This is a genomic window from Helicobacter mustelae, from assembly GCF_900476215.1.
In the GTDB taxonomy this organism is placed as follows: Bacteria; Campylobacterota; Campylobacteria; order Campylobacterales; family Helicobacteraceae; genus Helicobacter_H; species Helicobacter_H mustelae.
The window spans coordinates 282,864-304,439 of sequence record NZ_LS483446.1; the positions used below are offsets into that span (position 1 = coordinate 282,864).

The window sequence follows — 21,576 nt, forward strand, 5'->3', positions numbered from 1 at the left end:
CGCAAAATCATGCTACTACTTTGTTGCCTGTGTTTTCTCATGGGTCAGGATAGGATTTATTTCATGCCTTATGAAAATAAGGAGGCCTTACACGCGCTAAAAGCAGTGCTTTCCAGTGCGCAAAAAAGCATTCATATTGCTATTTACAGCTTCACAAACAAGGAGATTGCGAAGGTCTTGCGCGATCAAGCAAAAAAAGGGGTGAAGATTTCCATCATCTATGATCAAGAATCCAATCTTAAAGACAGCTTTTCTACCATCGGATATTTGGGGGCACTACGCAATATTGATGTATGTCTTTTGCAGGGTTTGCAGGCTCATGGCGGGAAGAGGGTGCATTATGGCATCATGCATCAAAAACTCGTGATTGTGGATGATAGGATTGTGGTGCTTGGCTCGGCCAATTGGAGCAAAAGCGCCTTTGCCAACAATTATGAGAATCTCTTCATCACTCAGCAGCCAAACATTGTGCAAAAATCCCAATTTTATTTCCAAGAAATGCGCGGGTCCTGTAAGCCTTATTAAGCTCATATCTCCGCTGGAGTCTCTGGCTAAAGCTGGCAGTGGAGTGATCGCGCATAAATCTAGCTGCTAAGATTCCCCTCATGCTCTCAATTCATATGGTATAGAGCCGCATATCAAATGAAAAACTATACGAAAAACGCGCGCAAAAATTAAGATTGACCCAGGATTTTTGGCAGGGTGATGCCTCTTTGGCCTTGGTACTTGCCATTTTTGTCTTTGTAGCTGAGCTCACAGGGTTCATCCCCTTGCAAAAAGAGCACTTGCGCAATCCCTTCATTGGCATAGATCTTGGCGGGAAGGGTGGTGGTGTTGCTAATTTCAATGGTGATGTGACCCTCAAATTCTGGCTCAAATGGAGTGACATTCACAATGATGCCGCAGCGTGCATAGGTGCTTTTCCCTAGGCAAATGGCTAGCACGTCTCTTGGCATGCGAAAATATTCCACTGTGTGAGCGAGGGCGAAGGAATTGGCAGGGATGGTGCAGAAGCCATCCTTTTTGGCATCAAAATCAACCACATTTTTTTTGTCAAAGGATTTTGGGTCGATGATGGTGGAGTTGACATTGGTGAAAATCTTGAATTGATCGCCTACGCGGATATCATAGCCATAACTGCTCAAGCCATAGCTTACGACGCTGTGCCCTATTTGTTTTTCACAAAATGGCTCAATCATTCTATGTTTTTGGCTCATTTCTCTAATCCATCGGTCGGATTTCAGTCCCATGCATTACCCCTTGAGATTTTCAAATTTTTCATTTTTCCGTTATTTCTGGTATTATAGCGAAACTAAAAGCACGATGCTTCATTGCTTACAAAGTCACTTCAAGGAAAGATTATGAATCTAAAAGAAATTAAAGAAATCGTAGAAATTTTTAATGAGAGCAGTATCACAAAGCTTCAGATTAAAAGAGAGGGTTTTGAGATTCGTCTAGACAAAATTTCTAGCACCCCAACCCTGCTCACCCACACTCCCGCTCCCATCCATGCCCCCCAGCTCCCCGCTACCCCCGATATTTCTGATGATCTTCCTAGCTGCAGTGTGGGTGGGGATTTTATCACCTCTCCCATGGTGGGGACTTTTTATCGCGCACCAAGTCCTGGGGCCGATCCCTTTGTCAAGGTGGGAGATACTGTCAGAAAGGGACAGATTATTGGAATCGTGGAAGCCATGAAGATTATGAATGAGATTGAGGCGGAATATGATTGCAAGATTTTGAACATTGAGGCAAATGACGGCCAACCTGTGGAGTTTGACTCAAAATTGGTGAAAATAGAGAAGCTACAATGAAGAAGGCAGAAAAAAAAGAAATCAAGAGGATCTTGATTGCCAATCGTGGAGAGATCGCTCTGCGTGCAATTCGCACGATCAAAGAAATGGGAAAGGAAGTGATTGCGATTTATTCCACAGCTGATAAGGATACCAATTATCTGGATTTGGCTGATACCAAGATTTGTATCGGTGGTCCAAAATCTAGCCAGAGCTATCTTAATGTGTCTGCAATTATGAGTGCAGCGGAGTTATTTGAGGCAGATGCGATTTTCCCTGGGTATGGATTTTTGAGCGAGAATCAAAATTTTGCAGAAATTTGTGCACATCATGATATTGAGTTCATCGGCCCTAGTGCAGAAGTAATGATGCTCATGAGCGACAAAAGCAAGGCAAAAGATGTGATGAAAGAGGCTGGGGTGCCTGTGATTATGGGAAGTGATGGCGCACTAAAGAGCTATCAAGAAGCCCAGAGTGTCGCTGAACAAATCGGATACCCCATCATTATCAAAGCTGCAGCGGGTGGTGGAGGACGAGGTATGAGGGTGGTGGAGGATAAGAGTCTTTTGAAAAATCTCTATCTTGCTGCAGAATCTGAGGCGCTAAGCGCATTTGGGGATGGCACCATCTACATGGAAAAATTTATCCGAAATCCCAAACATATTGAGGTGCAGATTCTTGGAGATAAGCATGGGAATGTGATCCATGTGGGCGAGAGGGATTGCTCTGTGCAGCGCCGTAATCAAAAGCTCATCGAAGAGACCCCAGCAGTGGTGCTAAATCCAGCTGTGCGCCAAAAGCTTTTGGACACGGCCCTGCGGGCAGCAAAGCACATTGGTTATGTGGGTGCTGGGACTTTTGAATTTTTGCTAGATTCCAATAATGAAGATTTTTATTTTATGGAGATGAATACCCGCCTCCAAGTAGAGCATACCATCAGCGAGATGGTGAGTGGACTGGACATGGTGGAGTGGATGATTAGGATTGCCCAGGGAGAGGTCTTGCCACCTCAAGAAGAAATCACCTTCCATGGGCATGCCATTGAGTGCAGGATTACTGCAGAGGATCCTAAAAAATTCCATCCTTGCCCTGGGAAGATTACCAAATGGATTGTGCCAGGGGGTGCGAATGTGAGATTGGATACTCATGTATATGCGGGATACACCGTGCCCATGTTTTATGATTCCATGATTGGCAAGCTCATTGTCTGGGCAGAAAATCGCCAAAAGGCTATCATTCGCACCAGGCGCGCTCTTAAGGAGTTTTGTGTGGAAGGGATTAAGACCACCATTCCCTTTCATATTGACATGATGAATGACTCTGTTTTCCAGGATGCAAAGGTGCATACGAAGTATTTAGAGCAGAAAATGGAATAAAATTTGCTTCATATGGGGTAATTTTATCAAGGAAGGATCATGAAAATTACACCCCATACTTCAAGTCGTACCCCAAGTAATTTGTCACTTTTGCAAAAAAATGAGAGGGAAAACAAAACAAAAACCCAGGAAGGTTCAAGAAATTTCAAAGATTCCCTCACGCTTTCTCAAAATGCAAGTGCCGTGCGCATCAAAGAGATTAACAAATCCATCGGCGAGCTCCAAGTCCTTGGTAAGGCCCTGAATAAGATTGAGGGAAGGGCTCAGCATCTGCTAAACAACGCCAAAGACAACGCTTCCAAAAAAGAAATCCAAGACGCTATCACACACAGCACTTTTAGGGGAAGGAAGGTTTTTGATGAGGATTTTGGAAAGCTTGCTAAAAACATCAAGCTAGATTCTCGATCGCTCAAGAGGCAGGCAAATCATCTTGATACCACAGAAGAGATCCAGAAATTTAATCAAAATATCAAGGCCCAAAAAGAATATGCCAAGCAGGCTGTGAAGATCTTGCAAAATGATCTAGAAAAAACACTAAAGACTGATGGGAGGGATTATGAGAAGCTGGATGCAAAAATGCTGAAATCTCCTGCATTTGGCGATGCACATAGGCTTGAGAATCTCTCCTCGCATAAAGTTTCCAAACTCCTTGCCTGATGTATCCCTATAGCACGCAGCTCATCCAAGAGGATGATGTCCTTGCCATATCTGAGGCACTGCGTTCCCCCCTGCTTACTCAGGGGAATCTGACTCCCGCATTTGAGCGCGCGCTCTGTGATTTTTGCCATGCCAAATATGCTTTGGTATTTAATTCTGCCACCTCTGCACTTTACTCTGCTTATAAGGCCTTAGGGCTTGAAGATTCTGAGGTCATCACCACTCCCATTAGTTTTGTAGCCACAAGTAATATGCTCTTGCAAGTTGGGGCAAGGCCGGTTTTTTGTGATGTCAAAGAGGATGGGAATATCGATGAGGGCAAGATCATTCCACTCATCACCCCTCGCACCAAAGCCATTGTGAGCATAGATTTTGGCGGCAAAAGTGTGGAGGTGGATTCTTTGGTGCAAATTGCCAGGGAGTATGGATTGAGATTCATTTCTGATAGTTCTCATGCAATTGGGGGATATTACAAAGACTCTCCCATTGGTGGCCTGGCAGATGCGAGTATTTTTAGCTTTCATCCCCTCAAACCCATGACCACGCTTGAGGGTGGTGCACTGCTTACCAATGATGAGGAGATTTATGAGTATGCAAAGCTCATTGGTTCCCATGGCGTGGTGAGGGAGGAATTGTGGCATTATGATGTGGTGCAAAATGGATTTAATTTCCGCATGAATGAAGCGCAGGCTTCCCTTGGCATTTCTCAGCTCAAAAAACTTCCCTCCTTTCTCCAAAGGCGTGAGCAAATCGCAGTATTTTATGATGGAATTTTTGCAGACAATCCCTATTTTACCACGCTGCATCAGCACCACCTCTACCCCTCAAGCAACCACCTCTATCCCATTTTGCTCTTCCCTTATCTGCGCGCCAAAAAACCTCAGATTTTTGCTGCGCTGAGGGATGCTGGACTTGGCGTGCAGGTGCATTATCGCCCTATCTATCAATTTTCTTATTATCGCAAGCATTATGCAGGACTTAGCTGCCCTAGTGCAGAGGAGTTTTATGATGCAGAGATTTCTATCCCCTGCCATCAAAAAATGAGTCTAGGGGACGCGGATTTGGTTGCGCAAAAAATTTTTGAAGTTTTTGAAAAATTTTCTTGATTTTTTTCCATTCTTCTTTAATTGGAATTATTTTTGCTTGTATACTCCAAAGATCTTATGGAGTGTAATATGCAAGTTCATTCAAATAATTCAAATAATATGCTCAAAGAATTACTTAATGCCAGAGCAGAGTTGCAAAACTCTTCTGTACAAAATGTGCCAAATTCCGCAGAAACTTCCAAGACAAAAATCAATGCTCAAGAGGTTTCTCCAAATCCAAATCAAGATCGCCAGACCTATGGGCTTTTGGTGCTAGAACTTATGAGCGATCCGGAGTACAAAGCATTCCAGCGCGCTACCGCGGGAATGAGTGAGGGGGAGAAGATTATTGCTGCCCAGTCCCTTTATTCGCTCACAAGCTTTTATGGTGGTAAGATTTCTGATGATCAAATCAAGGTGAAGGATAATTATGGAAGCACTCTTGGCGTGTTGAATCGAGATTTTGTTGAGCGCTACAAAAATGCCTTTGTAGCACAGAGGGGAATTGACATCAGTTCTTAAGCTATTTTTTATCATTTTTTCCATAGAATTGCTCTTTTATTTTTGCAATTCTAGGTCAAGGTAGCTCAGCTGGTTAGAGCGCTGGTCTCATAAGCCGGAGGTCGAGAGTTCAAGTCTCTCTCTTGACACCATTTCTTTTCTTCAAAAAACTCCATCGCCCTATGCCAAAGCCGCACGAAAATCAAATATTCGCGCCATCTTGCACAGAATCCCAAAACCCCAATCCCCATTCAAAAAATCTTAGCATCAAGTATCTTGCTCTAGAAAATTCCTCAAAAAATCGTGTTGCTGCGCATCAAAAAAGCAAAAAAATCCCAATTTCAAAGCCCTTCAAAGAGTCAAAAAGTGTTTGAAAAAAATCTAAAATTCCCCTGCTTTATGAAAATTTAACACAAAAAATTTTATACTTAACAAAAAATAAAAAGGAGTATTTTTGAAGTTAAGCAGGGTGATTGGGCTATTTTTTTGCATAGGTTTTGCGTATTCCATCGCTGCAGCGCCAACCATCCCCACGGTCAATCTATCCCTCACCGCCCCTGATACTCCCAAGCAGCTTGTCACCACGCTCAATGTCATCATCGTATTGACACTCTTAGTGCTTGCTCCCTCTCTGGTGCTTGTTATGACAAGTTTTACGCGGCTGGTTATTGTATTTTCTTTTTTGCGCACGGCCCTAGGCACGCAGCAATCCCCTCCTACTCAGATTTTGGTGTCTTTGGCTATGGTGTTGACTTTTTTTATTATGGAGCCTGTGGTGAGGGAATCTTATCAAAAAGCCATTGTGCCCTATTTGGATGCGAAAATCTCCTATGAAACTGCGTTTGATAGGGGTGTGCAGCCCTTTAAGGATTTCATGCTCAAAAACACAAGAGAGAAGGATTTAGCACTTTTTTATCGGATTCGCAAACTTGAAAATCCCAAAACCTCAGCAGATGTATCTCTCACCACGCTCATCCCTGCTTTTATGATTAGTGAGCTAAAGACAGCATTTCAGATTGGCTTTTTGCTCTACTTACCATTTTTGGTCATTGATATGGTCGTAAGCTCTATCTTAATGGCGATGGGGATGATGATGCTACCCCCAGTGATGATTTCTCTGCCCTTTAAGATCTTGATTTTTGTGCTTGTGGATGGATTTAATCTTTTAATTGGAAATTTAGTGGAGAGTTTTAAATGATAACTTTTTTCAATCGCGAATTATCCTGGCTGGAATTCAATACCCGAGTGCTTGATCAGGCAAAGGATCGTAGTTTGCCTCTTTTGGAGCGTTTAAAATTTTTGGCAATTTATGGGACGAATTTGGATGAGTTTTATATGATTCGCATTGCAGGCCTCAAGCATCTCTATACTGATGGGGTATTTAGGGTGGGGGATGATGGATTGAGTGTCAAGGAGCAGCTCCATACTATTAATCAATATTTGCGCGCTCAAAAAAAAGAGCTCGAAGAGCTTTATGAAGAGATTATTTTTGCACTCAGGGAAAAGGGTCTGCATATCTATAGCTTCCATGAGCTCTCTGATGATTTGCAAAAGACTGCAAGAGAGTATTTTCACAAATACCTCTATCCCATCGTGACTCCCATCGTGATGGATGCCAAAAATCCCCTGCCAAGCATCCATGGACTTAATGTCAATATCGCAGTGGAGCTCATCGACCAGAGGGATGATCAGACGGTATTTGGCATTGTGCGCATCCCGCAATCCTCAAAGCGTTTTATTTCTTTGGGAAAAGATATTTTTGTGAATATCGAAAGCATTATTGCTGCCTGTGCGCAGGAGCTTTTCAAGGGGTTCAAGGTGCAAAAAACACATTTTTTTCGCATCACTAGAAATGCAGACATAGAGATCCAAGAACAAGAGGCTGATGATTTTATCGCATTGATGAATGAGGGGTTAAAAGAGCGCAAGAAGGGCAAGGTAGTGCGGCTGGAGCTGGGGGGAGATCAAGAAGATCTCTTACTAAAGACCTTTATACAAAATCAGGTGGATTTGCAAGAAAGTGATACATTTTCCTACAAGATTTTGCTAAATGTCGGCGCTCTCTGGGAGATTGTGAATAAAAAAGAATTTGCCCATTTGCTGCTGCCCTCTTTTGCTCCAAAAGTTCTTGCTCCGCTTCATGCTAAGGAATGTATGTTCAAGCTCATCAATAAGCAGGATGTCATTCTCTTTCATCCTTATGAGAGCTTTGATCCTGTGGCTAATTTTATTCATCAAGCAAGCATTGATCCCAGTGTAGTTTCCATTCGCATGACGCTGTATCGTGTGGGCAAGGATTCTCCCATCGTGGAGGCCTTGATCCATGCTGCAGAAAGCAAGCAGGTGACGGTTTTGGTGGAATTAAAAGCAAGATTTGATGAGGAGAATAATTTGCACTGGGCTAGGGCATTGGAAAAAGCAGGGGCGCATGTGATGTATGGAGTCCCTCATCTCAAAGTGCATGCCAAGCTTGCTCTAGTCATTCGTCAGGAAGGAAATAAATTGAGGGGCTATGTGCATTTAAGCAGTGGGAATTACAACCCCATCACTGCAAAGATTTATTCAGACATCAGCTATTTTAGTGCCAACCCAAAGATCACAGAAGATGCAATAGCACTATTTCATTCCCTCTCTACTGGCACTGCACACAAAACTAGTCTAGAATATCTCAAAATCGCCCCCACCCAGATCAAAAATCAAATTCTTGCTTTGATCGAAAAAGAAATGAGCTACAAAAAAGAGGGAAAGATTATCCTAAAAGCCAATGCATTGGTGGATAGCGAGGTGATTGCTAAGCTTTATGAGGCTTCTAATGCTGGGGTGCAGATCTTTTTAATCATTCGGGGGATTTGCTGCCTGGTGCCCCATGTTCCCGGTATGAGTGAGAATATCAAGGTGATTTCTCTTGTGGGAAAATATCTAGAGCATGCAAGAATTTATTATTTTGCCCACGAGGAGCCTATTTATTTTTCTAGTGCGGATTTGATGCCGCGCAATCTGGAGCGTCGCATCGAGATCCTAGTCCCGATCTTTCAAAAATCTTTGTATCAAAAGATCCTAGATATCTTGCTCATTCAATTGCGTGATGATGTGAATACATATGAACTGCAGAGTTCTGGACATTATTTCTCCAGGGCCAAAAGCGAGGGAATTGATAGCCAGCTGCTTTATGAGGAATATGTCCAGAAATTGTTTTTGGATTATCACAATGCTTACTAAGGAGAGAGATATGAAGACATCCATCATTATTATGGCAGCAGGCAAGGGCACGCGCATGCACTCAGTCCTACCAAAGGTGTTGCACAAGATTTGTGGTAAGCCTATGATTTCTTATATCATCCAAGAGGCCCTGGCCTATAGCGATGATGTGCATGTAATTTTGGGACATGAGGCCCAGAGTATTCACGCATTTTTAAGAGAGCATTTTCCTTCAGTCAAAGAGCATCTCCAAGATCTTATACATTGCGCTGGGACTGGGGGAGCATTGATGCAGGGGGTAAGCAAAAAAGCCATTGCTGTGTGCTATGATCGTGTGTTGATTTTGAATGGGGATATGCCCTTAATTCATGGGGGGATGATAGAAAAGATTTTGGGGCAGAGGGAGGATGTGGTCATTGGTGCCATGGAGTTGGAAAATCCTAGTGGCTATGGCAGGATTGTCTTGAAGGATGATTGTGTGCAATCAATCATCGAAGAGAAAGACTGCAGCCAAGAAGAGAGAAAAATCAAAACTGTAAATGCTGGGATTTATGCGGTAAATCGGTTGTTGTTAGAGGAGTTCATCCCAAGACTCAATCAACAAAATGCACAAAAAGAATATTATCTCACAGACATTGTGCAAATGGCAGTGGAGCAGGGCGTGCGCATCGGGGTGGCCATGGGGGATGCAGAGAGCCTTATGGGTGTGAATAATAAGATTGAGCAGAGTAGGGCAGAGGAGATTTTGCTAGATCGTTTGCGCAAAAAAGCCATGCTAAATGGTGTGATCATGCATCTGCCTCATACAATTTATCTTGAAGAAGATGTAGAATTTGTCGGAGAATGCGAGATCTATGAGAGCGTGCGTCTTTGTGGCAAAACAAAGATTATTAATTCTGTCATATTCTCTCACAGCGTGATTGAATCTAGCGTGATTGAATCTAGTGATGTGGGGCCCTTGGCACACATCCGTCCAAAAAGCCAGATTAAAAACACACATATTGGGAATTTTGTGGAAGTCAAGGCTAGCAGCTTGGATGGGGTGAAGGCGGGGCATCTGAGCTATCTGGGAGATTGTGAGATCCATGAGGGAAGCAATGTGGGCGCAGGTGTGATTACTTGCAATTATGATGGCTTGAAAAAACATCCAACCAAAATTGGAAAAAATGTCTTCATCGGCAGTGATTGCCAGCTCATCGCGCCTCTAGTGGTGGAGTCAGAGGTGCTTATTGGTGCTGGGACTACGGTGAGCAAAAACTGCACAAAGGGCGATCTTGTGTTATCTCGCACTGCCCAAAAAAACATTCCCAATGGTTATTATAAATTTTTCAAAAAGCAAAACTAGGATTTTTCTTTTTGCATACATTAGGATATAATCACAGAATTTAAGGAGTTTTTATGGAGTTGAAATTAGCAAAAACAGATCAGGAAGTAGAGTCAAAGATAATCACGCTTCAAGAGATTTATGAGCAAGCAAGCCAAGAGAGGTTTTTTTATTTTTCTAGAGACAATAAAGAAAAAGATTTGCAAAAAGTATTGCAATCCTTTGTGGATAAAAAGCGCTCTGCAAAGCTTGATAAAATATCCTACGGGCTAGATGAAAAAGATTTTATCTATGAGTTGCACATCATTTAAGTATTAAAATCAATGAAACTTTATATTGAAACATTGGGCTGTGCAATGAATACGCGCGATAGCGAGCACATGATTTCTGAGTTGCAGAAAAAAGAAGGCTATGAATTGACTCAAGATGCCAAAGAGGCGGATTTGATTTTAATCAATACCTGCTCTGTGCGCGAGAAGCCTGAGCGCAAGCTTTTTTCTGAAATCGGGCAGTTTACTAAAATCAAAAAAAATGGCGCAAAGATTGGGGTGTGTGGCTGCACAGCAAGCCATATGGGAGAGCAAATTATCAAAAGAGCTCCAAGTGTGGATTTTGTATTGGGTGCGCGCAATGTTTCTAAGATTACTGAGGTGTTGCACAGGCCAAAGGCTGTGGAAGTGGCAGTGGATTATGATGATAGTACTTATGTATATGATATCCCCCATCAAGCAGGCATCAAGGCGTTGCTAAATATTTCTATTGGCTGTGATAAAAAATGTGCGTATTGCATCGTGCCTCATACTCGAGGAAAGGAGATTTCTATCCCTCTAGATCTTTTGCTCACAGAGGCTAATAAATTAGTATCTCGCGGCACCAAGGAAATTTTGCTGCTTGGACAAAATGTCAATAATTATGGAGCGCGGTTCTCTGTCCCTCACGCACCCATTAATTTCACGGGATTGCTCCACGAGCTTGGGAAGATTGATGGTTTGGAGCGCATCCGCTTCACCTCTCCTCATCCCCTGCATATGAATGATGAATTTTTAGAGGAGTTTGCACAGAATCCCAAAGTTTGCAAATCCATTCACATTCCACTGCAGAGTGGATCAAGTGCCATCCTCAAAGCCATGCGCCGTGGATATACCAAGGAATGGTATCTTAATCGCATAGAGAAACTTCGTGCATTGGTCCCAGAAGTGGGCATTAGTACCGATATCATCGTGGGGTTCCCAGGAGAGAGTGATGCGGATTTCCAAGACACTCTAGATGTACTCGAAGCAGTGCGTTTTGATACGATGTATAGCTTTGTGTATTCTCCGCGCCCATATACCGAATCTGCAAGTTGGGGAGCGGAGCGCGAAGTCCCCAAAGAAGTGGCGGCAAGACGTCTAGCGATGTTGCAAAATCGCCACAAAGAGATCTTGGTAGAAGATGCCAAGAAAGAAATTGGGAAAGTCTATACCATTCTTGTAGAAAACAACAAACAAAGCCCAGTAGAGACCTTTAGTGAGGGGCGAAGCGATAATGCCAAATTAATCAGAGTGTATGATTGCTTCCTTGATATGGGGAGTTTTGTTCCTGTGGAAGTGATTGCTAATGATGGAGGTAGTTTGATTGGAATATCTCTCCTTTAAGCGCAGGGTATTGTTATTGCTTTTGCCACGCCTGGTTTGGCTATTGATGTGGCTGCTCTATCTTACATGCAGGAATCGCTTTCATATCTCTGAGGAGCTCAAAAATACCAATTGCATCGCGACATTTTGGCATGGGGAGTTTTTGATGCTTCCTTTTGCTTATCTAAAACTACGAAAAAAACCTAAGGTTTTTGTCATCTCTAGTCGTCATTTTGATGGCGAGCTGATGGTGCGCCTTTATAGTTATTTTGGCTTTAAGACCATTCGAGGCTCTACAAACTACAATGGCATAGATCGCGGAGGAATCAAGGTATTGATGGAGTCTTTTCGCTATTTGAGAGAGGGATGGGATACGGGGATCACTCCTGATGGACCAAGAGGGCCTTATCATAGCATTGCAGACGGGGTGGTAGCTATGGGCCAAAAGACCAAAACCCCTTTGAGTGTTTTTCGCGTGAAACCCCAGTGCTATTGGGAGCTAAGGACTTGGGATAAATTTCAGATTCCTAAGCCATTTAGCAGGGTGGATTATTATTTGATGGATCCCTTTGTCTTGGAAAAAGACTGGGATGTGGATTTTGCTAAGGCAAGAATTTATGAAAAAATGCAGGCTTTATGATAGAATCTAGGGTTAGGAAGTTTGGAAAGAAGAGAGAGAGATGTTTGGACTAGACAAATCCCTGCGCCCATTATTTTCCAATGTTTTTATTTTGATTAATATTGATGCATTTATCTGTAGTGTAAAAGTCTTGCGCATCAAAGAAAATAAAACAGTGGAACATCTTGATAAAGAGTTTAAAATCCTAGAGGGGCAATTGCCCATGGATGTAATTAAATTTGTCAAGAATTACAAGCGGCGTTATCCCTTCTCTTATCTGGGCGTGATGGCAAAGACCTATAATCAGGGTGTCTATCATCCCAAAAAGCTAGAGATTTTGGAGAGCAGTGGGGTGGATATCAAAGACTGCCAAACCCTCAAGGTGGACACATGGGGGGTCTACATCAAAAAAAGTGAAATCCAAAGCATCCAGAAAGAATTTGAGCGTTTTGGCGGAGTGGATTATATTTTTTCTCCCTTTATTGTGTCTTGGCTCTTTCTCAAAAAAGAGCTAGATACCTCCTTGCGCCTGTATATTTTGTATGAAAAGAGCAATATTGCCATCATGATTGCTGATTGCAAAGAGGCCTATTTTGCAGGGTATTTTATGATTGGCAGTGAGATTTCCCAGGCCCAAGAGCATCTCAAATATGCTCACAATCCTCTAGAAAATACCTTTGATATGATGGAGGAATTGGAGGAGCTGGGGGATTTTGAAGATTTTCATTTTTTGGATGAGGAAAATGAAGAAGAAGAAAAAAAACATGTCGAGCAGACTATTTATGACATTACACAGGTCTCTGTGGTATCAGACATCATCAAAAATTCTTTGAATGAATTTTATTCTAATGATTTGTATGAGGAGAGATTTGTTGAGGAGATTGTGATTTTGGATAGCGTGGGCATCATGGAAGAAAATCTCAAAACCATTTCAGATGCCATCTTGCTAGATATCAAAAAAAAGCGTATTGACCTTAATGCAGAATTGCTTAATGTCATGCGCTTGGAATTTGGAGCATAGAGAAATGAAATATAGCTTTATTGAAGCCCAACCAAAGCGGATTTTTAGCAGGATTGTGGAGATTTGGTGGCTGTATATTTTTCTAGCCCTTGGTGTGATTGGAGTGTTTTATATCGTGCTTAATATCCAAGTAGAGATCGCAGATCATGAGATGGATGGCTATGGCAAGAGATTGAGTTTTTTTGAAGAAGAGATCCAAAAAATCACTGCCAAGCATAAGAGAGCGGAGCTTGAGCTCAATATCATCAAATCCGATGATATTGATAACTACATCATCAAAGATGGAATTATCAATTTTTTAAATCTCATTCCCGATCAAATCACCATCAACTACATCCAGATTGATAGCGATGCGTTGGTGATAAAGGGCATCACCCCCTCAAAAGAGGTTTTCAAATATCTTTTGCAAAACCCCCTCAAAGCAATCTTTGATCAGAGTGAAGTGACATTTTATATGCTCTCTAATGGCTGGTATAAATTCGTCTCAGAAAGCCACTCCCAAAATGCATTGCTGCAATGAGAAAAGAAACTGAGTAACTTAGGAGAGGTATGGAAGAAAAAGATCCCCAAAAAAACTGGCTTTCCAATCTGGACTCTGAGCTTGTCATTAAAAACATGCTGTTTTGTCTTCTGTTTTTGTGTTTAGTTGGCATGGGGGTGAGCTATCTGCTCTTTCCTATGATAAAAAAATACAAATTCACTGCGGAGAAGCAAAGCAGGAATCATGTCGTGCTAGAGGTGACAACAAAGAAATTCAATGATGTGCAGGGGGCCTACATGCTTTTCTCTCGTGAGAACAAAAGATTGCTAGATTCGCTGCATCGCGAGATTAGCACAAAGGATCTCAAGGATTTTTTGGAGCGTTTTTTCTCACAAGTGAGCATCTCCAAGGGCGAAGAGCGCAGCGATGAGAAGACAGGATTTTATGAGAGGGAGTTTCGCGCTGAGGTGGTGGCAAAAAATTTGCAGGCCATTCGGGATTTTTTTGATGGAGTCAAAAATGCTTCAATGAATTTACGCGTACTCGTTCCCTTTGTCATCAAAACTAAAGAGGATCAATTGTCTGTGCGTTTCATCATCCAAAGCAAACGCACTATTAGATAGGGCGCTAGATCCAAGTCTCTGGATAAAACCCTGATGCCAGCTAGGAAAATCTCCCTTGGGGTCAAAAACATTCGTATGCCAAGATTTTCAGGTATTTTGAAAGATGCAAGATCTGATGCAAACCTTTTTCTTTCTCTTGCAAGCCTCATTTCCTACATCAAAGAACAATAAACAAATAACAACAAAATAAAAAATAGGGATTTTTTTCAGTTGATTTTCATGAAAAATCATGATAATGGGGACGGGTAAGTCAGCTTATCAAAACAAAAAGGAAAGAGGATGAAAAAAGTATTGTTAATGATGGTTGGGCTTGGACTCATGGGAGTGCAGGCAGGTAAACTCAAAGATTTGGTAGAGAATGCAAGCATCGATGGTTATGCAAGGGTGAAATATACTGTGACTGGGGGGCCAGATGGTAGAGGCAGGGGTTATCAGATTTTCTTCAAGCCCAATTTTACTTCTGGTGAAGTTAATGGATATAGCTTCACGACTGGGATCTTCTTTGCCGCAGGTTCTTCGGCACCACAAAGCAATACCTCAGATGATTTCATCGGCTCTAGCAGATCGTTTCGTTACAATAACCAACTGGATTTTTTCAATATATCCAATCTCTTTGTAAACAAAAAATTTGACAAGGCAAAAACAGATGTCAGGCTGGGCGTCATGCAGATCAATTCTCCGCTAAACTTCACCACTATTTATGGCGATAGAGGGATAGGAGTGGCACTAGAAAACCGATCTATCCAGGCCATGGATTTTCGAATTGCTATTTATGATTCTTGGATGACAGATAATCTCATGCTACAAACTGCGACAAGAGCATTTGGCCTAGATACCAATCCCAATGGCAAAAATGACGGGTTCAAGGGAATTGGTAACAATCTCGTGATTGCAGGTTGGGCAGGGAGTTTTGATTCTGTGGGGGTCAGTAATTTGCGCGGGACATTTTATTATGCCTATGCAAATAAATTATTTGATGCCATGGTGTTTGCTGACGTGGGCTATACCTTTGATTTTGGTGATTTTAAACTGGATTTGATGGGGCAAATTGGCTATCTGCAGATGTATGAAAATCCTCATTTTTTCTCTAAAGCCGGCGCCCTCAAAGATTATTTCACCACAAAGATGAGTGCACTTGGGAAGGGTGTGACTTACGCTAGAGATAGAGGGGCATATAATCTCAGAATGGCCTTTAAATACAAGGGCTATCTAGGGGATATTGGATATATGGGTAGCTTTGGGCAGGGCTATGGCGTCATGCTAGATAACAAAGGGGGCTTCAAATATGGAGGACAGCTCTGGAACCAAATCATTGCCGGTGGAGTGCTAGGATTTGGTTGGACTGGTACGGGTGGCTTTAGGGATACAGATATCATTCTTGCCTATACCACCCACAGCTACCAAATCAACAAAGTGCGCGTAGGGATTGATTTCGCCTTTGTGGGAGGGCATAATAGAATGGCGTTCATGCTAAGCGCAAGCCCCAAGATTGCCGGGACACCTGGGGATAGGGGAGGGGCTGTAGTGGGTAAGCCAAACAATCTCACAAAAAATATCAATGTATATGAGATTTCCCCACAGATTCTTTACCAAGCGACCAAGGATTTTAGTGTAGGTTTTGTGCTCTCTCAATTGCTTGGAGGCATGGAAATTACAAGAGGTCAAGTCACTTTCTTGTATAATTTTTAGGAGGAGATGATGAGTTTGCAGGATTTTAAATTTAGCTTTGATGGATCTGCTTGTAATGCTTGTGGAGGGAAGTGCTGCGTGGGTGAGAGTGGTTATATCTTTTGCACGATCAAGGAAATGCAAGAGATCGCGCTGCACTTGGGGATTTTGTTTGATGAATTTACGAAAAAATATGTTAAAAAGGTAGGCTATAAGTTTTCCTTAATCGAAAGGGCATCCAGCCTGGGGCACGCGTGTGTGTTTTTTGATCCTGACTCCAAAAAATGTCAGATCTATGAAGTGCGTCCCAAGCAGTGTCGCACCTTTCCTTTTTGGGATATCTACAGAGATGGGAAACATCTTGATGAACTAAAAAAAGAATGCATGGGGATCGGTTTTGATAAGACGCATCACTAAAATATTTTTTCTATTACTGCTGCCATTGTTTGGCGATGCCAAAGAGGATTTGCAGATTTTTTTGGGTGTTGATGCCCTTGTTAACGGAGATTTCAAGCGGGCCAAAGAGATTTATACAAAACTCTATGAAGAGACCAAGCAGATTGCATATGCACGGCAGCTGAGCATCGTGTATGCCAGCAGCGGAGATCTTGGCGATGCGCTCAAATATGCCCTGCTCTATCAGAATGTCTCCAAAGATACAAAGGATCTGCCAACTAGCAAAATTATCGTGGATAGCTATATCAAAAAAGGCGAGCTCAAAAAGGCTATTGTGCTTCTTGAGGCCATCAAACAGCAAGAAGATACCCCCATGCTGGATAATATTTTGGGCACCCTCTATCTCAATCAAAAGCAATTCAACAAGGCTCTGCCACTGCTAGAGGAGTATTATCGAGTCTCCAAAGAAGAAGAGGCGCTAAAAAAAATCCTTGCAATTTATTTTGCTAAAAATGAAAACGAAAAGGCAGTGGAAAAGCTAGAGGATTTTTTGAAAAATAGTTGGTGTTCTGAGGATCTCTGCATCAAGGCCATTAGTGTATTTAATCAATTCAACAAAAACGCCATTGCGCTAAAAATCTTCAAAGAGCATTATGAACACCATCCCAACATCCAGAATGCTAGATATTATCTCCAAGTTCTCATCAACCAAAAGAAATTCGACAAGGCTGAAGAGATCGCCAAAGAATTCCCCTTTGATGATGCTCTGCTTTTGGATTTGCTTGTAGCCCAAAACAAATGGAAGGAGGCCTCCCTGCAGGCAAAAAAGATCTATGATAGCAAGAAGGAGGCAAAATACTTGGCTTGGAGTGCGATTTATTATTACCAATCTCAAAACAAAATCAAAAAACCGCAGCTAAAAAAAATCATCGCTGAATTGGAGCAGGCCATTGAATATCGCAATGTCCAACGCGAAGTCAACAAGGAAAATCCCAATAATGAAGATGCCTATTTTTATAACTTTTTGGGCTATATGTTAATCGAGCATGATCTTGGCATTCGCAAGGGGATTGCACTAATCAAAAAAGCTCTGCAGGTCGCACCTAACTCCATTGCCTATATTGATTCTTTGGCCTGGGGATATTATAAGCTGGGAGATTGTGCACAGGCACAGGGGATTTTTGCTAATATTCCGCGTCAGCAAGTCGAACAGGATGGGGAGTTAAAAAAACATTTCGATTTGATTAAGAAATGTGCGCATTAGTGATATTTTTTCAATTTTTAATTAGAATTAAATCTTTTTTGTTAGAAGTAGACAATTTAAATTTGGAGTTATGAGATGTCTTTGTTGATTGATGAAGAATGTATAGCCTGTGATGCGTGTAGAGAAGAGTGTCCCAATAGCGCCATTGAGGAGGGCGATCCCATCTACATGATAGATCCCGATCTTTGTACAGAGTGTGTTGGCTTTTATGATGAGCCAAGCTGTGTGGCAGTGTGCCCCGTGGATGCTATTATCCCAGATCCTGATAATGCAGAGAGCATGGAGGAGTTGCGCTATAAATTCGAACGATTGAGCCATGGTGAATAATAAAAAGAATGGCAAAAATCACCACCGTCATTGATATTGGCTCCAATTCCGTCAGAATGGCGGTTTTCCAAAAAACTAGTCGTTTTGGCTTTTCTCTAATCCGTGAGATCAAATCCAAGGTGCGAATCTCAGAGGGTAGCTATGAGATGGGCGGGATGCTTCAAGAAATCCCCATGCGATCGGCCATTAGTGTGCTTAGCGATTTTGCTAAGATTGCCAAACTTTATAAAAGTCGCAAGATTTTGTGTGTGGCTACGAGTGCGGTAAGAGATGCGCCAAATAGACAGGAATTCATCAAGCGTGTGTGGCAGCAGTGTGGCATCAAAGTCAAGGTCATTGATGGGAGCAAAGAGGCGTTTTTTGGAGCAGTGGCAAGTGCCAATCTCTCCCATAATCGCAGCGGAGTAATGATTGATATCGGAGGCGGGAGCACGGAATGTGCGCTCATTGAAAATGGAAAGATCAAGGGGTTGATGTCTTTAGATATTGGCACCATTCGTATTAAAGAGTTGTTTCTTGACAAGCAGCTTGATCTCAAAGAGGCGAGAGCCTTTATCCAAAAGCAGATAATCCATCTGCCTGCACATTTTGTGCATGAAAATATTTTTGGCATTGGAGGCACCATTCGTGCACTTGCCAAAATGATTTCCAAGCAGGATTCTCACTGTATCACCGCACTCCATGGATATGAGATTGATGTCAGAAAAAATCTCGATTTCTTTCATAAAATCATCAAGTCAAAGCAAGAAAAGTTATCAGATCTTGGCGTGAGTGAAGATCGTCAGGATAATATCCAGAGCGGGGTGCTAATCTTGTGCATGTTGTTAGAGCGCTTCAAAAGCAAGAGAATCACTACTTGTGGTGTGGGTGTGCGCGAGGGGGTGTTTTTGGCAGATTTACTACGCAGTCATCACCACACCTTCCCCAATGGCATCAACCCATCATTGCAGTATCTCAAAGATAAATTTGTCCCTCCAAATGGTGCAAAAATCAAAGAAATCAGCAATAAGCTTTTTGAACTTTTTAAGATTTCCTACAAACTCAAAGATTCCCATAAGTATCTATTAGGTATTGCTGCGCTTGCCTCAAGGATTGGGATGTTCGTGGATTTTTATCACATGCATCATCATGGTTCTTATATGGTTATGCAAATCTTAAGTTATGGATTTTCTTATAGAGAGCGGAGTATCATTTCTTTGCTTGTTGAATTCTCAGAGAAAAAAACCCCCAAGGATGTGGATTTATTGCGCTACAACATTGATCCTAAAGAGCTTCCAGCCATCCAGATTCTAAGCTACATTCTAAGTCTTGCTAAGATCTTGGAGGGCACCCTGCATGACAAGATAGATTTTGAGGCCAGTCAGGAAGTGCTCAAAATCTATGGGGCTAAAAATGACTTCTTGCTCAAAGAAAAGGTCAGCAAGCTTTCGCGTCCCAAAAACCTCTCTTTGCTATTTTTGTGATGAAGATAGCAATTATCCGACTTTCTGCACTGGGGGATGTGATTGTTAGCGCGGCCGTGCTTGGTGCGCTCTATGAGAGGCTTAGATGTGAGATCCATTGGTATGTGGATGAGCGCTTTGCTGAGATTTTGCAGCACTCCCCATGCCTGCAAGTCCATCCCATTGCCCTAAAGCGCCTAGTCAAAAGCCTTGCAATCAAAGAGCTCTATGCCCTTGCGCGCACTTTGCATGGCCAAGAATATGACTGTGTCATTGACATGCAAGGACTTTTTAAGTCTGCAATCATTGGCAAGCTTTTGCAAAGCAAAAAATTTGTGGGATTTGATAGAAATTCCATTCGTGAATCTTTGGCGAGTTATTTCTATGATCAAAAAGTCCAAATCCCCTATGATGCGCCAATTTTACAGCGCAATGCCAAAGTGATTTGTGATGCATTGGGACTAGATTTGCAATCCTTGTTAGAGCAGAATTTTGCTAAGCGCAGGCAAATTTTTGGCTTTGGCCAAAGTGCTCTTGCTTTTATCAAGGCCCATCTTTTTCCCAATAGAGCCAATATCTTGCTGCTTTTAGAGGCATCCATTCCCTCCAAGACTTATAGCACGCAGAATTTCTGTTTATTGGTGGAATTGCTGCAAAAAAGAGAGTTTGGGATTTTGCTATTGCGACATCAAGATGAGACAAAGGCCTATGAGATTTTTGCTCGTGCGCAAAACTATCCCTTTATCAAGATTTTGCCAAAGATGAATCTGGATTGCATCAAGGCACTAGTAGCAAGCGTGGATCTTGTCATCGGCGGGGATACGGGCATCACGCATCTATCCTGGGCGCTAGAAAATGCTAGCATCACCTTATATGGCAACACACCCATGCAGCGCTTTGCGCTTGGAGGTGTGCGAAATATCGCGCTAAGCGGCAATGTCTGTGCAAATTATGACAAAAAAGATTTTTCTATCAATAACATCCCTCCCCAAGAAATTTTTGAACAAGCAGAGAGGATCCTATGCCTTTAGTTTCTTTGATTTTCAAGGCCATGATTGCATTATTTGGATTTGTGCTAGCCAAGATCCCTCACTGCATGTTTTATGCCATGATTTGTGCGCTTGGCTTTTTGGCTAGGATGCTAGATAAAAGGCGCTACCAGGATGCTATGAAGAATCTAGATTTCATCTATGGAGAGGAATATAGCAGGGAGCAAAAGAGGGCAATCATCAAGCGATGTTATAGAAATTTTGTATTTGTATTGCTAGAGAGCATCCGTCTACCTTATTTGAATGTAGAGAAATATTTCGCGCGTTTTGAATTTCATGGCAAAGAAAATTTTTTCTCCCTCCTGCGCCAAAACAAAAATGTGGTGCTAATTTCTGCGCATTATGGCTATTGGGAATCCTTTGGTACCGCTGTGCCACTGGCAATCAACAAAGATGTGGAAAATCACAAAGACTATCAATTCTACTCGCTGGGGAGACTTACGGATTTTGCTTTTGTCAATGAGATGATCATAAAAAGGCGTGAGATTTTTGGGGTGAAGTTGATTGACAAAAAGGGCGCATTCAAGAAATTGCTAAAAATCTATCAGACCAAAAATATCGGCACAGGGATCTTGGTGGATCAAAATATCTCCATTAATGAGGGTGTGGAGGTGGAATTTATGGGGAAGAGGGCCACGCATACCACGATTGCCTCAGTGATTTCTCGGCGCTTTGGTGTGAATATGGTGCCCATTCTCATTGATTTCAATGAAGATTATTCCCATTTTGTAGTCCATGTTTTGCCCGCTTTTTGCTGCGAAAATACCCAGGATATGCAACAAGACATCCTCTCTTGCACCCAAAAACAAGCCCAAATCATCGAATCCATGATCCGCAAAAATCCCGCAAGTTGGTTTTGGTTTCACAAACGATGGAAGAGCTTTTATCCTGAGCTCTATGCGCGTGAATCTTGAGTTTTTGCTTGGATTTGTCTATGCGCGATTGCTTTGTAGCCCGTGGGATTTTTGGCATCCCAACTTCATTGGCATGCTGCTTGTGAGTTGGGATAAAACTACTTGCTTTCTTTGCGTGGTTCTCTCTTTTGTTTTCTGTGATTTTTGTAGAGATTCTTCTAGTGATTTTGCTAGCCTGCTTGTGGGATTTTCAAGCTCACAGCTCTGCTCTGTATTGCAGAGATT

Annotated in this window: 23 protein-coding genes and 1 tRNA gene; 23 read left to right on the top strand and 1 reads right to left on the bottom strand. The window is 42.2% G+C overall.

Annotated features, from left to right (window positions below; all coding sequences use genetic code 11):
- Positions 1-9 precede the first annotated feature (9 nt).
- Positions 10-525 (top strand): phospholipase D-like domain-containing protein, encoded by a 516-nt coding sequence (locus DQN48_RS01305; RefSeq protein WP_231902620.1) that lies wholly within the window; start codon positions 10-12, stop codon positions 523-525.
- A gap of 149 nt (positions 526-674) precedes the next feature.
- Here the strand turns inward: DQN48_RS01305 and dcd are convergent, their stop codons facing one another.
- On the bottom strand, positions 675-1,250 hold the full coding sequence (gene dcd, locus DQN48_RS01310) for a dCTP deaminase (protein ID WP_041913045.1): 576 nt from the start codon (positions 1,248-1,250) through the stop codon (positions 675-677).
- A 111-nt stretch (positions 1,251-1,361) separates the two neighbouring features.
- Between dcd and accB the strand changes: the two genes are divergently transcribed.
- From accB to DQN48_RS01425, 22 genes are all read left to right on the top strand, one after another.
- On the top strand, positions 1,362-1,814 hold the full coding sequence (accB, locus tag DQN48_RS01315) for an acetyl-CoA carboxylase biotin carboxyl carrier protein (protein ID WP_013022591.1): 453 nt from the start codon (positions 1,362-1,364) through the stop codon (positions 1,812-1,814).
- Positions 1,811-3,169, top strand: a complete 1,359-nt coding sequence (locus DQN48_RS01320; RefSeq protein ID WP_013022592.1) for an acetyl-CoA carboxylase biotin carboxylase subunit — start codon at positions 1,811-1,813, stop codon at positions 3,167-3,169. The genes accB and DQN48_RS01320 overlap by 4 nt, the downstream gene beginning before the upstream one ends.
- 39 nt (positions 3,170-3,208) lie before the next feature.
- On the top strand, positions 3,209-3,826 hold the full coding sequence (locus DQN48_RS01325) for a hypothetical protein (protein WP_013022593.1): 618 nt from the start codon (positions 3,209-3,211) through the stop codon (positions 3,824-3,826).
- Positions 3,826-4,932, top strand: coding sequence for a UDP-4-amino-4,6-dideoxy-N-acetyl-beta-L-altrosamine transaminase (pseC, locus tag DQN48_RS01330; protein ID WP_013022594.1), 1,107 nt, complete (start codon positions 3,826-3,828; stop codon positions 4,930-4,932). Before DQN48_RS01325 ends, pseC begins: the two co-directional genes overlap by 1 nt.
- Before the next feature lie 69 nt (positions 4,933-5,001).
- Positions 5,002-5,433, top strand: coding sequence for a hypothetical protein (locus DQN48_RS01335; RefSeq protein ID WP_041913046.1), 432 nt, complete (start codon positions 5,002-5,004; stop codon positions 5,431-5,433).
- A 54-nt stretch (positions 5,434-5,487) separates the two neighbouring features.
- Positions 5,488-5,564 (top strand) — tRNA-Met (locus DQN48_RS01340).
- A gap of 317 nt (positions 5,565-5,881) precedes the next feature.
- Positions 5,882-6,610: a flagellar type III secretion system pore protein FliP gene (gene fliP, locus DQN48_RS01350; RefSeq protein ID WP_231843997.1), complete on the top strand. Its 729-nt coding sequence runs from the start codon at positions 5,882-5,884 to the stop codon at positions 6,608-6,610.
- On the top strand, positions 6,607-8,631 hold the full coding sequence (ppk1, locus tag DQN48_RS01355; protein ID WP_041913048.1) for a polyphosphate kinase 1: 2,025 nt from the start codon (positions 6,607-6,609) through the stop codon (positions 8,629-8,631). The genes fliP and ppk1 overlap by 4 nt, the downstream gene beginning before the upstream one ends.
- Before the next feature lie 10 nt (positions 8,632-8,641).
- Positions 8,642-9,955, top strand: coding sequence for a bifunctional UDP-N-acetylglucosamine diphosphorylase/glucosamine-1-phosphate N-acetyltransferase GlmU (gene glmU / locus DQN48_RS01360; protein WP_013022599.1), 1,314 nt, complete (start codon positions 8,642-8,644; stop codon positions 9,953-9,955).
- Positions 9,956-10,008: 53 nt separating this feature from the next.
- Positions 10,009-10,245 (top strand): HP0268 family nuclease, encoded by a 237-nt coding sequence (locus tag DQN48_RS01365; RefSeq protein ID WP_013022600.1) that lies wholly within the window; start codon positions 10,009-10,011, stop codon positions 10,243-10,245.
- A 12-nt stretch (positions 10,246-10,257) separates the two neighbouring features.
- Positions 10,258-11,568, top strand: a complete 1,311-nt coding sequence (miaB, locus tag DQN48_RS01370) for a tRNA (N6-isopentenyl adenosine(37)-C2)-methylthiotransferase MiaB (RefSeq protein ID WP_049762172.1) — start codon at positions 10,258-10,260, stop codon at positions 11,566-11,568.
- The gene (locus DQN48_RS01375) at positions 11,549-12,187 is read left to right on the top strand and encodes a lysophospholipid acyltransferase family protein (RefSeq protein WP_013022602.1); all 639 of its coding nucleotides are present in this window, start codon (positions 11,549-11,551) and stop codon (positions 12,185-12,187) included. Before miaB ends, DQN48_RS01375 begins: the two co-directional genes overlap by 20 nt.
- 40 nt (positions 12,188-12,227) lie before the next feature.
- Entirely contained in the window at positions 12,228-13,187 is a 960-nt protein-coding gene (locus DQN48_RS01380) for a hypothetical protein (protein WP_013022603.1), read from the top strand.
- A 4-nt stretch (positions 13,188-13,191) separates the two neighbouring features.
- Entirely contained in the window at positions 13,192-13,707 is a 516-nt protein-coding gene (locus DQN48_RS01385) for a membrane protein (protein WP_013022604.1), read from the top strand.
- A gap of 29 nt (positions 13,708-13,736) precedes the next feature.
- Positions 13,737-14,291, top strand: a complete 555-nt coding sequence (locus tag DQN48_RS01390; RefSeq protein ID WP_013022605.1) for a hypothetical protein — start codon at positions 13,737-13,739, stop codon at positions 14,289-14,291.
- Between the two features lie 279 nt (positions 14,292-14,570).
- Positions 14,571-15,980, top strand: coding sequence for an OprD family porin (locus DQN48_RS01395; protein ID WP_013022606.1), 1,410 nt, complete (start codon positions 14,571-14,573; stop codon positions 15,978-15,980).
- 15 nt (positions 15,981-15,995) lie between these two features.
- Positions 15,996-16,376, top strand: a complete 381-nt coding sequence (locus DQN48_RS01400) for a YkgJ family cysteine cluster protein (protein WP_173051813.1) — start codon at positions 15,996-15,998, stop codon at positions 16,374-16,376.
- Between the two features lie 25 nt (positions 16,377-16,401).
- Entirely contained in the window at positions 16,402-17,619 is a 1,218-nt protein-coding gene (locus DQN48_RS01405; protein WP_145980424.1) for a tetratricopeptide repeat protein, read from the top strand.
- Between the two features lie 75 nt (positions 17,620-17,694).
- Positions 17,695-17,946, top strand: coding sequence for a YfhL family 4Fe-4S dicluster ferredoxin (locus DQN48_RS01410; protein ID WP_013022609.1), 252 nt, complete (start codon positions 17,695-17,697; stop codon positions 17,944-17,946).
- An 8-nt stretch (positions 17,947-17,954) separates the two neighbouring features.
- Positions 17,955-19,409, top strand: a complete 1,455-nt coding sequence (locus DQN48_RS01415) for a Ppx/GppA phosphatase family protein (protein ID WP_013022610.1) — start codon at positions 17,955-17,957, stop codon at positions 19,407-19,409.
- Complete coding sequence (gene waaC, locus DQN48_RS01420; protein ID WP_013022611.1) at positions 19,409-20,419, top strand: lipopolysaccharide heptosyltransferase I; 1,011 nt, start codon at positions 19,409-19,411, stop codon at positions 20,417-20,419. Before DQN48_RS01415 ends, waaC begins: the two co-directional genes overlap by 1 nt.
- A complete protein-coding gene (locus DQN48_RS01425; protein ID WP_013022612.1) occupies positions 20,410-21,351 on the top strand; it encodes a lipid A biosynthesis lauroyl acyltransferase in 942 nt (313 codons plus the stop codon). Before waaC ends, DQN48_RS01425 begins: the two co-directional genes overlap by 10 nt.
- Positions 21,352-21,576 lie beyond the last annotated feature (225 nt).

Coding starts and splice junctions, on each gene's coding strand:
- accB (WP_013022591.1), top strand. CDS start 1,362: ATGAATCTAAAAGAAATTAAAGAAATCGTAGAAATTTTTAATGAGAGC.
- dcd (WP_041913045.1), bottom strand. CDS start 1,250: ATGGGACTGAAATCCGACCGATGGATTAGAGAAATGAGCCAAAAACAT.
- DQN48_RS01320 (WP_013022592.1), top strand. CDS start 1,811: ATGAAGAAGGCAGAAAAAAAAGAAATCAAGAGGATCTTGATTGCCAAT.
- glmU (WP_013022599.1), top strand. CDS start 8,642: ATGAAGACATCCATCATTATTATGGCAGCAGGCAAGGGCACGCGCATG.
- DQN48_RS01385 (WP_013022604.1), top strand. CDS start 13,192: ATGAAATATAGCTTTATTGAAGCCCAACCAAAGCGGATTTTTAGCAGG.
- DQN48_RS01305 (WP_231902620.1), top strand. CDS start 10: ATGCTACTACTTTGTTGCCTGTGTTTTCTCATGGGTCAGGATAGGATT.
- miaB (WP_049762172.1), top strand. CDS start 10,258: ATGAAACTTTATATTGAAACATTGGGCTGTGCAATGAATACGCGCGAT.
- DQN48_RS01395 (WP_013022606.1), top strand. CDS start 14,571: ATGAAAAAAGTATTGTTAATGATGGTTGGGCTTGGACTCATGGGAGTG.
- DQN48_RS01415 (WP_013022610.1), top strand. CDS start 17,955: ATGGCAAAAATCACCACCGTCATTGATATTGGCTCCAATTCCGTCAGA.
- pseC (WP_013022594.1), top strand. CDS start 3,826: ATGTATCCCTATAGCACGCAGCTCATCCAAGAGGATGATGTCCTTGCC.
- DQN48_RS01425 (WP_013022612.1), top strand. CDS start 20,410: ATGCCTTTAGTTTCTTTGATTTTCAAGGCCATGATTGCATTATTTGGA.
- DQN48_RS01380 (WP_013022603.1), top strand. CDS start 12,228: ATGTTTGGACTAGACAAATCCCTGCGCCCATTATTTTCCAATGTTTTT.
- DQN48_RS01410 (WP_013022609.1), top strand. CDS start 17,695: ATGTCTTTGTTGATTGATGAAGAATGTATAGCCTGTGATGCGTGTAGA.
- DQN48_RS01335 (WP_041913046.1), top strand. CDS start 5,002: ATGCAAGTTCATTCAAATAATTCAAATAATATGCTCAAAGAATTACTT.
- DQN48_RS01325 (WP_013022593.1), top strand. CDS start 3,209: ATGAAAATTACACCCCATACTTCAAGTCGTACCCCAAGTAATTTGTCA.
- DQN48_RS01390 (WP_013022605.1), top strand. CDS start 13,737: ATGGAAGAAAAAGATCCCCAAAAAAACTGGCTTTCCAATCTGGACTCT.
- DQN48_RS01365 (WP_013022600.1), top strand. CDS start 10,009: ATGGAGTTGAAATTAGCAAAAACAGATCAGGAAGTAGAGTCAAAGATA.
- waaC (WP_013022611.1), top strand. CDS start 19,409: ATGAAGATAGCAATTATCCGACTTTCTGCACTGGGGGATGTGATTGTT.
- ppk1 (WP_041913048.1), top strand. CDS start 6,607: ATGATAACTTTTTTCAATCGCGAATTATCCTGGCTGGAATTCAATACC.